Origin of the sequence: Photorhabdus namnaonensis, assembly GCF_001684335.1 — a bacterium.
Lineage (GTDB): Bacteria > Pseudomonadota > Gammaproteobacteria > Enterobacterales > Enterobacteriaceae > Photorhabdus > Photorhabdus namnaonensis.
The window spans coordinates 38914-52247 of the sequence record NZ_LOIC01000032.1; the positions used below are offsets into that span (position 1 = coordinate 38914).

Sequence of the window (13334 nt, forward strand, 5' to 3'; positions counted from 1 at the left end):
ATCGGGTAATCTGACCAAAGTTATAAACGTTATCTGGGGATTGCTCAGGCACAACAGATAAAAGTACCTATGTCAGCTTTATTAATATTACTTTCTATGTGAGAAACTATCAGCAACTTAACTCCTATATATTCCGCTACTTAAACGCGTGTGATGATAATCTTGTATTCAATCCCATCATATACGGCGGCATATTCGGACTCAGATGTCACGATTAGCCTCATCCCTGAGGCCAATCTCTTTATGTTTCAGAAAAAGTCAGTCATAAAACTGGCTGATACTCTCTTTTTCTTGACCGGATACGATGACGTTTAGCAGTCGTTCATAATATGTAGCCATCCTATCAATGACTGCTTCTGTATACAGTTCCGGATTGTAATGGAGTTCACAACTGATATTTTGCGGCATGTATAAGAAATTCATCCCAAGTGATTCAAAAGGAATTATTTCGGTATCTATCACTTTCACATCAAGATTTGGCAGTGATAATTTTTCATCTTTAGACATGTCGATAAAATCATAGAAACTTTGTGCATCCAAATAGTTAAATAAAACGTTAAATATATTATCCCTCGCCTTTTCTCCCACCGTGTCAATCACGACAGACATGTGGATATTAGAATTCTCTATGGCGCGATGAATAGATTGACTAACCTGCTTAATGATTCCTTGTAGGTTCATTTCCTTATTGATATTGGATTTTACTATCAAGTCACCCAAGAATAACCCAATTGTTTGATGGCTTTCTATGCGAGTTCGGTCAGCTTTTGGCGAGGTGACAATATGTTGTGATTCACCGGAGTGCATAAAAAGAGAAGTGTGGAACAAAGCCATAAATAACATATAAGGTGTGATTTTATGAGTTTCACAATATTGCAAAACAGCTTTATCCAGCGAATCAGGTATTTTGATATGACGGGCATGAGACCGATATTTTGAAGCCAGATGTTTTCTGAAAGAAACTGGAAAATCGCGTTCTGGCTCAACATCAGCAAATTGTTGTTGCCAGAATTTAATTTGCTTTTTAGCTGCCTCAGTCGCATGGATTTCTTGCAATTCATAAACATAACCAGAATATTGCATGGCAACGGGTGGCAATGTGTTTTCTTGCCCCTGTGAATAAGCGGTATATAACTGTTTAAACTCATTCATAATGATATTGATAGACCATCCATCGGAGATAATATGGTGTACATCAATCAATAATACCGTGATTGTTTCCGAAACAGGCAGTAGGAATGTCTTGATTAACGGGCCATTATAAACATCAAAAGGTGTTCTTAATTTCTCTTCCCAGAGTTTGTTAATTCCAATAATAATTTGTTCTCTCTCGATTCCTCTTGGTAACGCTTCAATAACTTGAAGATTGATTTTCATATTGTTATCAGGCTGCATGAAAATCTGCTCATTTTCTTGATAAAACTTAAAACGTAAACTTTCATGTCGCTCCAAAATGGTATTTAAACTTTTTTCCAACGCACTGTGATTCAATTCTCCTTCCATTAGTAAAGTAATGGGTACGTGGAAACAGTCCTCTAACAACGTTTCTTGAACAAAATACCAATACATCTTCTGACAATAAGAAATAGGCATTTTTCCATCAAATATATTGTGATCAGATATATTGTGGATTGTCTTCGATGCGGATATTTCGTGCTTATCACTGTGACGAATCACACTTGCAATTTGAGCAATGGTTGGATTTGCAAACAACTCATGCATACTGAAATGATCGGTTAACGTATTTCTTATAGCAGCAGTTATTTTAACTGCTAAGAGTGAATGACCACCGAGTGAGAAGAAATTATCATAAATACCAATTTGATTGATTTTTAGATGTGTTTGCCATAATTGACAGAGTTTTTCCTCAATTTCATCTCTCGGTGCGATATAAGCCTGGCGACGTAAGTCATTTTCATCTGGAATAGGTAACGCTTTTTTATCCACTTTATTGTTCAAATTCAGTGGAATACGCTCCAATGGAATATAGAGACTGGGCACCATATAGTCAGGCAGTTGTTTTTTCAAGGCGGATTCCAGTAGCTCCGCAAGTTCTCCACTAATAGCAGGAAGTCGCAGGTAATCAGCTAAATGCATTTGGCTGTAATCTGCATTAAAAGCGGCTGCTTTCTCCGCCAGCCAATTGGTACTCGGGCAAACATAAGCAATGAGTTTCCTCTCCTCACTGTCATGACCATCAGCGATCACCACAGCATTACTTAAAATCTCCTGCCCCGCCAGCACCGACTCGATTTCCCCTAATTCAATGCGATAGCTGCGAATTTTGACCTGCGAATCCAGGCGGCCAATGAATTCCAACTCACCTTCCGGCGTCCAGCGGACTAAATCACCCGTGCAGTAAAGTCGGTCTGCCCGGTTGGTACTGAAAGGATCACGGATAAACTGTTTTTCCGTGATATCCGGCGCATTCCGGTAACCGCGCGCCAATTGAATGCCGCCGATATGCAGTTCCCCGACAGCCCCAAGAGGCGCCAGATTACCGTCGGAATTCAGGATTCTCATCACGGTATTCGGCAACGGTTTTCCAATCGTCACTCGCTTATTTGCTGTTAATAAGGCGGAGGTCACAATCGAAGTACACTCTGTCGGGCCATAAACGTTAAACAGCTTTCTGCCCTGCGACCACTGCGCGGCGATATGCGGCGCCACCGCTTCCCCTGCCAGCAACAAGGTTGAAACTGTACGCCATTTGTTGAAATCCAAATGAGGCAACAGCGCCGGCGGCAGTACAGCATGGGTAATGTGGTGTTTTTCAACCATCTCATCCAACCATTCAGGCGAGCGGCGATATGTTTCTGAAATCAAATACAGTGTGGCGCCATAGGCCAGGGTCATTGCCATTTCCAACACTGCGGCGTCGAAGCTCCAGGAAGCAAACTGCAACCCGCGAATATCAGCATCCGCACCGAATAACGAGGCTTGTGCTTGTGCCAGATTCACCCACCCCTTGTGCTCCAGCATCGCGCCCTTTGGCCGGCCGGTAGAACCAGAGGTATAAATGACATAGGCCAGATGATTTTCTGTCAGGGGTGCTGAACGATGCACGATATTGCCGGTGGGTAGGTTTTGCACATGTGACTGTACTGTTTCAGCATCCAGACAGATAACGCGTCGCTGACTGACAGGCAATTTATCAACCAGCGGTGTTTCGGTCAGGATAAATTCAGCCCCGCTGTGCTCCAGCATATATTGCAGGCGGGCTTGCGGATAACTGGCATCCAAAGGCACATAAGCGCCACCCGCTTTGAGAATACCCAGCAGTGCAATCACCGTTTGCAACGACCGGGGAAGGCAAATTGCAACCAGAATATCTGGCTGGATACCCTGCTCAATCAGGTAATACGCCAATTGATTGGCCTGAGCATTAACCGCCTGATAACTTAAGCTTTCCTCACCAAAAACCAGCGCGGTTTTTTCAGGATTCAGTGCCGCCTGTTCTTCAAACAACTCATGGAAGCAGCGCCCTTGTGGGTAATGGTTCTGTGGCCCATTTAATTCATGCAGTAAGGTATGCTTTTCAGCTTCTGACAATAATGGGAGTTCATGAATGGAGGGCGCTTTATTTACTGAATCATCTGTCATTACCTCAACAATGCCAGAAAGCAAGGTTGCGTAATTGGCGATAAATCTTTCAATGGTACTGCTATAAAACAGACTGGTATTTGAAATCCATACTATAGATAATTCGCCTGTCTGCTCTTCTTCAAAAACATGAATTTCCAAATCAAACCGGGTTGTTCTAAATAAATTATCTCCGAGTTCAATAATATCATCCTGTCCCAGTATTGCGTCACGTCGGTTATTCTGTACTGCAAACATGATTTGGAAGATGGGATTATGGTTTAGGTTCCGTTCCGGGCTGAGCTTTTCCACCAACATCTCAAATGGCAAATCTTGATGTTCGTAAGCATCCAGGATGGTACGGCTGTTTTGCTTTAATAATTCACTGAACGTCGGCTGACCGGATAAATCTGTTCTGATAACCAATGAATTAACAAAAAAACCGATCAGAGGTTCAATATCAGGATGTTGTCTGCCAGCAATAACGGTTCCAACCAGAATATCTTTTTCATTACTATAGCGGCTCAGCAATACGGCAAAAGCCGTTTCCAAGAACATAAATAGTGTAACTTTATGCTTGGCACATAATGCTCTGATTGCTTGGGTAAGATGTGCTGAAATGCGCTGTAGATGAAGCCGCCCCTCGATATTTTGTTTTTCCGGACGTGGATTATCCAGCGGTACACGGTGGACGGATGAAATTCCGGCTAACTGATTCTGCCAGTATGTCAGTTGTTTTTTCAGCACATCATCTTGCAGCCAACCCTGTTGCCACTGGGCATAATCGGCATATTGAATTCTCAGCGGCGGTAGCGGATTTACCTCACCCTGACAATAAGCTTTATATAACGTGAAAAATTCATGGAGAAATATTGCCATCGACCAGCCATCGAAGGCGATATGATGTATCGTATAAATAATAAGATAATCATCTGCTGCCAATTTTATTAACCTAATGCGTAGCATCAGATCGGCATTAAGGTTGAAAATTAGATTTTCTTCTTTCTTGCTAATTTGTTTTACCTGTTCGTTTTTCTCAATTTCAGACAACGCGGATAAATCATGATGTGTAATCGGTAAATCGAAATCCGTGGCAATAAATTGCCGCGGTTCGTTATTGATGATTTGAAAATGGGTACGCAGGACTTCATGGCGTTCAAGTAATAATTTAACGACCGCCTCAAACGCTTCTATGTTAATGGATTCCCGCAGTCTGAAATCCCCCATACAGTTATATTGGGGACTTCCTCCATCCAGTTGATCAATAAACCATAGTCGTTGTTGAGCAAATGAAAGCGGATAATGTTCCGCTTTGCCATCACGCTGAATATCTTGCAAAAAGTAATGAGTTTGCTCTTCTGAATCGAGCTGGTTCAGAAAATCAATCAACTCCTGTTTATGCTGTTTCCATTCACTGAGCAAGGCTGGTGGAATACTGCCGCGACTCGTCTCGTATTGTAAACGGTTATCAGTAACGAACAGAGTAATTCCCTGCTCTAAAGACTCATTAATAATTCGCGCGGCATTTCTCATATCTCACCCTTCAATAGTTCTTGTACTGTCTCTTTCCCAGCCTGGAAATGTTTTCTTTTTTCTTTGATAAGATGAATAGTGACAATCTGTGATAGCTGCTCAAGTGTCGGGTGTTCAAAAACACTTCTCAACGGAACTTCTATTTCTAATTCGTTACGTATTGAACTAATAAGGCGGGTTGCCTGTAGTGAATGTCCACCCAATGTGAAGAAATTGTCATAGATGCCAACTTGACTGACATTCAATAACCGCTTCCACAACTGACCGATCTTAATTTCCATTTCATTTCTTGGCGCCACATAATTCTGTCGGCGTAAATCGTCTTCATTTGGGATCGGTAATGCTTTTTTATCCACTTTATTATTTAACGTGAGTGGCATTCGTTCCAAAGGAATATAGAGACCTGGAACCATATATTCTGGCAATTGTTGTTTCAGTGCGGATTCGAGTAATTCTGAAAGTTCCCCACTAATGGCCGAAATTTGCGGATAATTAGCTAAATGGGTTTGATTATAGTCAGTGCGTGCTTGTACCGGTGGTAACTCTCCACGACTAAAAATCACATCCAGCAAATCAGGTTGCTGTTGTGACCACGTAATGCCGCATTGATAACCACATTGTTCAGCGTATTGCAGTACCGACTCGAATTCCTGAACCTGTTGTAATGCCTGTGGGGAGAAACTGCCGGCATTTGCTAGTGGTGTTATCATCTGATTGGCTGACCAGTGACGCAGCCCTTCTGCCAAAGTGAAGTCATCTTTAATTCTGGCGTTGGGGATACCTGAAACACCTAATATATCCTCTGCGCCCATCTGCAATAAATTACGCAGACTTTCAAAAGAATCGAAATTATGCCAATTTAACAGTAATTCATGACAAGATTTGGTCTTTTCATCTCTTTTATGCAATATGACATCGTAACGATAACGCAACATTTCATTGTCGCCGATGCCACGTTTAACCAGAATATCAACCCGGCCAATTTCAGGGTAACGCTCCGGTAATTGGGCAAAATAAGTTGGACTAAGTAAAAACTCGGGTTCTTGTTGTAAACGCCGCTGAATACGGTTCGCCAGCGTCCCTACCTGAATACGCTGCCCGTTAAGATGACTTTGCTCTATCGCTGTAGCATGGGCGGTTAATAGATCTAAGTTGCGGATATCTCCTAGCAAAATTTTCCCACCCGCTTCAACCGCCGGTATTAACTGTTCAAGTACTTTTTCCAGATATTGAACATTGGGGAAATATTGGACAACAGAGTTAATTACAACAGTATCAAATTCATCAGCACTCAATGTTCCTAGGTTGAGCGCATCACCTCTTCTGAGCTGCACATGTGACCAGCCGCGCTGTTGCAGAATATGTTGATGCCGATTTAAAACCTCAGCCGAAATATCGGTAGCCACCACGGATTCGCACCATTCAGCATAGCGATATAACAATAATCCGGTACCACAACCGATTTCCAGTAAGCGATGAGGATGCAAGGCTTTAATCCTGTGCATGATTCCTGCTAACCACTCCTCCATTTGCTCAAGGACAATCGGTTGTTCAGTATAGCTGTTCATCCAGCCGCCAAAATCACTGTCTGATGCGACTGCATCACCGTTCTGAACGCACTCTTTTCGAGTACTATCCGTTGTGGGTTGACGGTACTGCTCATCAAAAATTTCTGTCCAGTTCTCAACGCTGCTTGCGTTAAACTCAACCGCTTTTTCACCTAACCACTCTGTACTTGGGCAAACATACGCAATGAGTTTTTTATCTTCATCTTGACCATAAGCGATCACAACAGCACTACTTAAAGCATCATGCCCGGACAAAACTGTCTCGATTTCACCCAACTCTATACGGTGACTACGGATCTTAACCTGAGAGTCAACACGGCCGATAAATTCTAACTGACCATCCGGCGTCCAGCGCACTAAATCGCCAGTTCGATAAAGCCTGTTTTCCCTGCCATCCGTTGAGTGTAGGCTGAATGGATCTCGGATAAACTGCCTTGCTGTGATTTCCGGTGAATTTCGGTAACCACGTGCTAACTGAACGCCGCCAATATACAGTTCCCCGATAACGCCCATCGGAGCCAAATTACCTTCCGGATCAAGAATACGCATCACAACGTTAGGCAACGGTTTTCCAATCGTAATCTTCTCGTCAGTGAGTAACGCTGTGGTGACAATGGATGTACATTCTGTCGGGCCATAGACGTTAAACAGTTTTCTATTCTGTGACCAACGAACAGCAATCTGCGGTGGTACTGCTTCACCCGCCAAAAGCAAAGTTGAGACAGAACGCCACTTATTAAAATTCAGATGAGGAAGCAATGCGGGTGGTAGTACAGCATGGGTTATCTGATGTTTTTCAACCACTTCATCCAGCAATTCAGGGGAACGCCGTTGGGTTTCAGAAATCAAATAGAGTATTGCGCCATAGGCCAATGTCATAGACATCTCTAAGATCATGGCGTCAAAACTCCAGGAGGCAAACTGCAACACCCGACAATGTGAGTCAATGCCAAATAAATCTGCTTGCGAGAATGCCAGATTAACCCACCCTTTATGTTCCAGCATCACCCCTTTCGGTTTACCGGTAGAGCCGGAAGTATAAATCACATAAGCCAGATGATTTTCCGTGAGCGGAAGTGGACGCTCAGTAATATTACCCGTAGGCATATGTTGTAGCTGAGACTGGACTATCTCTGTGTCCAGACAAATCACTTTCTGCTGGCTAATTGGCAGTTTTTCAACCAGGTGAGTTTCGGTCAGGATGAATTCGACTTCACTGTGATCCAACATATATTGGAGGCGAGCCTTCGGATAACTGGGGTCTAACGGTACATAAGCGCCACCCGCTTTAAGAATACCCAACAATGCCACTACCGCTTGTAATGACCTTGGTATGCAAAGTGCGACCAACGTGTCCGGTATGATCCCCTGTCTAATCAGATAATGTGCCAATTGGTTAGCTTGCTCATTTAATGACTGATAGCTTAGGGTGTCATCGCCCAAAATCAGTGCATTTTTTTCAGGGTGCTGTGATACCCGATCTTCGAAGAGTTGATGGAAACATTTCCCGGTCGGATAAGGAATTTGTGGCCCGCTCCATTCATGCAGTAAGGTATTCCGTTCAGCGTCTGCCAATAATGGAATATCATGCACGGACGGCTCGTTGATACCAACATGATGCTTCATCACATCAACAATATTGGTCAGCAAAATCTCGTAATTGACGATTAATCTGTTAATGGTCGCATTTCTGAACAGGCTGGTGTCAGAGATCCATCCAATAGATAACTCACCTTTGTCTTCTTCATAAATATGGACTTCCAAATCAAATCGGGTGGTCAGCAGGGAACGTTCTTTAGATGTAACGATGCTATCCTGCTCCAGCGTTGTATCCCGTTGATTATTCTGAACTGCAAACATGATCTGGAAAATAGGATTATAATTTAAATTCCGTTCTGGACTGATTTTCTCCACCAACATCTCAAAAGGCAGGTCTTGATGTGCATAAGCATCCAGGATCGTACGACTGTTTTGTTTTAATAGTTCACCGAATGTAGGCTGACCGGATAAATCCGTTCTTATCACCAGTGAATTGACGAAAAATCCAATCAAAGGCTCCGTGTCACGGTGTCTTCGGCCTGCAAGCGGCATGCCAACCAGAATATCCTTTTCACCGCTGTAACGACCCAACAACACAGCAAAAGCCGTTTCCAGAAACATAAATAACGTCACTTCATGTTTGGCGCACAGAACTCGTATTTCTTGGGTCAAAGCTTTTGAAATACGTTGTGGATGAACATTCCCTTCAAAATTTTGTTTTTCTGGTCGTGAATTATCCAATGGAAAACGGTGAAGGGGAGAAATACCTGATAATTGGTTTTGCCAGTAATCCAATTGTTTTTGCAGAATATCCCCTTGCAGCCAATCCCGTTGCCATTGGGAATAATCAGTATATTGAACGGGTAATGGCGGCAGAGGATTACCCTCGCCTTGGCAATAAGCACGATATAATGTCAGCAGCTCGCTGATAAAGATTGCCAGCGACCAGCCATCACAGGCGATATGATGAATCGTATAGAGAATGAAATAATCATCATCTGTTAATTTTAGCAACCGAATACGCAGCATCAGGTCAGTACTGAGATTAACAGCTTGTTTCCACTCTTGCTCGCCAAGTTGTTTAAGCTGTTGTTCTTGCTCAGATTCTGAAAGTGTGGACAGATCATGTATGGTAATCGGCAAATCATAAGCAGTAGCGATAACCTGCCGTGGCTCATTATCAATAATTTTGAAATAAGTACGCAACGATTCATGGCGTTCAAGCAATGTTGCCATGGCCGCCTCAAAAGCGTTGAGATTAAGCGGCTCTCTCAATCTGAAATCACCTGTACAGTTATACTGAGGACTGCCTTCGGTGAGTTGATCGATTAACCACAAACGCTGTTGAGCAAATGAAAGTGGGTAATGTTCCGCACGCTCATAACGAGGAATACCTTGCAATCGGTGAGTGTCCGTATCCTCTTCTGAATCGATTTGCTTGAGGAAATCAATCAATTCTTGTTTATATTGCTTCCATTCACTGAGAAGTTCCGGAGAAATGCTGTCTCGGCTGGTTTTATATTTCAGTTTGTTATCAATAACAAACAGAGTAATCCCTTGATTTAAAGCCTCATTGATAATTTGTGCCGCATTTTTCATATATCGCCTTCCAATAGTTCCTGTGTTATCTCTTGCCCAGCTTGGAGATGTTTTCTCTTTTCTTTAACCTGATAAATCGTGGCGATTCGTGCTAATCGCTCAAGTGTTGGATGTTCAAAGACACTGCTCAACGGTATTTCAATGTTTAGATCATTGCGTATTAAGCTGATAAGGCGGGTTGCTTGAAGAGAGTGACCACCCAACATAAAAAAGTTGTCATAAATGCCGACTTGACTCACGCCCAACACTGCTTGCCATAACTGGCTGATTTTTCTCTCCGCTTCATTTCTTGGCCCGACATAACCTTGTTGGCGGAAATCATTTTCATTTGGAATAGGCAATGCCTTTTTGTCCACTTTGTTATTTAACGTGAGTGGCATTCGCTCTAGCGGAATATAAAGATTTGGAACCATATATTCTGGTAATTGTTTTTTCAGTGCTGATTCAAGTTGCTCTGAAAGTTCAGCTTTAATATCGGAGGATTGAGAAACGTTGTCGGTATTAAATTTCAGCCCTTTTTTATCCAGCCAATCTTTGGTTGGACAAACATAAGCAATCAATCTCTTATCGTTCCCATAAGTAATAACCGCAGCACTGCTTAAGGCGTCATGTCCGGCCAGTGTAGTTTCGATTTCTCCCAATTCAATCCTAAATCCTCTAATCTTGACTTGAGAGTCAATCCGGCCAATAAATTCCACACTACCGTCAGGCAACCAACGGGCTAAATCTCCCGTTCGGTATAAACGTTGGGATTGGGATTTACCCATCAAATCAGTAATAAATTTCGTTGCGTTTGTTTCAGGAGCATTCAAATATCCACGTGCCAGTTGGATGCCGCCAATACATAATTCCCCGGCAACACCAATAGGCACCAAATTACCTGATGGATCAAGAATACGGATAACAGTATTGGGCAATGGTTTCCCAATCGTAATTTTGTCATCAGTTAATAAGCCCGCAGTCACAATGGCGGTACACTCTGTCGGGCCATACACGTTGAACAGTTTTCTGCCCTGTGACCAACGAACAGCGATCTGTGGTGGTACCGCTTCCCCCGCTAAAAGCAAGGTTGAAACGGAACGCCATTTGTTAAAGTCCAGATAAGGCAGCAAAGCTGGTGGTAATACAGCGTGGGTAATCTGGTGTTTATCAACTAACTCATCCAAATATTCAGGGCTATGCTGTTGGGTTTCTGAAATTAAATAAAGTGCTGCGCCATACGCCAGTGTCATAGATATTTCTAAGATCATGGCATCAAAGCTCCAGGAAGCGAACTGCAATCCCCGGCTATATGAATCAACACCAAATAAACCCGTCTGTGAAAGTGCCAGATTCACCCACCCTTTATGTTCCAACATAACTCCTTTTGGTTTACCCGTAGAGCCAGAGGTATAAATGACGTAAGCCAGATTATTTTCCGTTATTGGGAATGGGCGTTCAGCAATATTGTCCGTAGGCATGTGTTGCAATTGTGATTGCATTGTCTCCGTATCCAAACAGACGACTTTCTGCTGGCTGATTGGGAGTTTTTCTATCAGATTTGTTTCGGTCAGAATGAACTCAGCTTCGCTGTGTTCCAACATATATTGAAGACGGGGTTTCGGATAACTGGGATCTAACGGCAAATAAGCTCCCCCTGCTTTAATAATCCCCAGTAGCGCGACTACAGCGCGTATTGAACGAGGAATACAGAGCGCGACCAATGTTTCTGGTTTGATCTTTTGTTCTATCAAGTAGTGAGCAAGTTGGTTAGCTTGTTTATTTAGTTCCTGATAACTTAGTGAATTGCCGTCAAAAATAACGGCTATTTTTTCAGGATACCGCGCAGCTTGTTGCTCAAATAGTTCATGAAAACAGCCGCCATGCTGGATATGATCCTGCGGGCCATTCCATTCATGTAATAAAGTGTGTATTTCAGCCTCTGCTAATAGTGGAATATCATGGACAGAGGGTTCCCTGTGTATTAGATCGGAACCAAGACATGGCTTCATTACACTAACAATATTAGCAAGCAGGGTTTCATAATTGGCGAGTAGTCTTTCAATAGTTATATTTCTGAATAAGCTGCTGTCATAAACCCACAACAGGGATAATCCACCTTCCTCTTCTTCATAAACATGAATTTCCAAATCAAATCGGACTTTCAGAAGCAGACGTTCTTCAAGTTCAATATTATTATCCCGCGCCAGTGTCGTATCACGCTGAGTATTTTCCAGAGTAAACGCGATTTGGAATATAGGGTTATAATTTAAGTTTCGTCCCGGACTCATTTTTTCCACCAGCATTTGAAATGGCAGATCTTGATGAGCATAAGCATCCAGGATAGTCCGACTGTTCTGTTTTAATAACTCACTGAAAGTAGGCTGGCCGGATAAATCGGTTCTGATCACCAGAGAGTTAACAAAAAAGCCAATCAGAGGCTCAATATCATAGTGCCTTCTCCCGGCAAGTGGTGTCCCGACCAGAATATCTTTTTCATTACTGTAGCGACTCAACAATACGGCAAAGGCTGTCTCCAGAAACATGAATAATGTGACTTCATGTTGGTGACATAATGCCCTTATTTCTTGTGTCAAATCCTTTGAAATACGTTGCTCACTAAGATGCCCCTCGAAACTCTGTTTCTCTGGTCGTGGGTTATCCAGTGGAAGACGGTGAAGCGGAGAAATACCTGATAACTGAGTTTGCCAATAATCCAGTTGTTTTTTCAGAATATCACCTTGCAGCCAATTTCGTTGCCATTGAGCATAATCGGTATATTGAATTTTAAGTGGCGGTAATGGGGATATTTCTCCTTTATGATACGCGCGATATAAGGTGATAAGTTCATTAATAAAGATTTCTATTGACCAACTATCACAGGCAATATGGTGAATGGTATAGATAATCACATAATCATTTTCAGCCAGCTTTATCAGACGAATACGCAACATCAAATCAGTACTAAGGTTAAAAACCAAGTTGTCTTCTTCTTTGCTGAATCTTTTGACTTGAGATTCTTGCTCAGTTTCAGAGAATGCGGTCAGATCATGTAGTGTGATGGGTAAATCATAGGAATGCGCGACAACTTGCCGTGGCTCATTATCAATAATTTTAATATGGGTACGTAACGCCTCATGACGCTCAAGCAACGTTTTTACAGCGGCCTTAAAAGCGTTGAAATTAAGCTGTTCCCGTAATCTCAAATATCCGGGACAATTATATTGAGGGCTACCTTCGGTAAGTTGGTCGATAAACCACAAGCGTTGTTGAGCAAATGAGAGTGGATAATGTTCTGCATTGCCATCACGTTGGATATTCTGTAATTGATATGTTTGAATTTCTTCTTCTGCATCGATCTGACTCAGGAAATCGATCAACTCTTGTTTATAATTTTTCCATTCACTGAATAATTCCGCTGGAATATTATCACGGCTGGTTTCGTATTGTAATCGATTATCAGCAACAAACAGAGTAATTCCTTGATTTAAAGCCTCATTCACAATTTGCGCTGCATTCTTCATATATCTCCTT

3 protein-coding genes are annotated in these 13334 nt (G+C 42.5%); all 3 read right to left on the reverse strand.

Annotated elements, in window-relative coordinates; all coding sequences use genetic code 11:
* Window positions 1–258: 258 nt before the first annotated feature.
* The 3 genes from Phpb_RS06315 to Phpb_RS06325 are packed head-to-tail and all read right to left on the reverse strand — an operon-like array spanning window position 259 to window position 13324.
* Window positions 259–5115 (reverse strand): non-ribosomal peptide synthetase, encoded by a 4857-nt coding sequence (locus Phpb_RS06315; RefSeq protein WP_065389624.1) that lies wholly within the window; start codon window positions 5113–5115, stop codon window positions 259–261.
* Window positions 5112–9821: a non-ribosomal peptide synthetase gene (locus Phpb_RS06320; RefSeq protein WP_065389625.1), complete on the reverse strand. Its 4710-nt coding sequence runs from the start codon at window positions 9819–9821 to the stop codon at window positions 5112–5114. Before Phpb_RS06320 ends, Phpb_RS06315 begins: the two co-directional genes overlap by 4 nt.
* Window positions 9818–13324 (reverse strand): non-ribosomal peptide synthetase, encoded by a 3507-nt coding sequence (locus Phpb_RS06325; protein ID WP_082302538.1) that lies wholly within the window; start codon window positions 13322–13324, stop codon window positions 9818–9820. The genes Phpb_RS06320 and Phpb_RS06325 overlap by 4 nt, the downstream gene beginning before the upstream one ends.
* Between the last annotated feature and the right edge of the window lie 10 nt (window positions 13325–13334).

Excerpts from the sequence above, each read along its gene's own strand:
- Phpb_RS06315 (WP_065389624.1), bottom strand. The coding sequence starts at position 5,115 with ATGAGAAATGCCGCGCGAATTATTAATGAGTCTTTAGAGCAGGGAATT.
- Phpb_RS06320 (WP_065389625.1), bottom strand. The coding sequence starts at position 9,821 with ATGAAAAATGCGGCACAAATTATCAATGAGGCTTTAAATCAAGGGATT.
- Phpb_RS06325 (WP_082302538.1), bottom strand. The coding sequence starts at position 13,324 with ATGAAGAATGCAGCGCAAATTGTGAATGAGGCTTTAAATCAAGGAATT.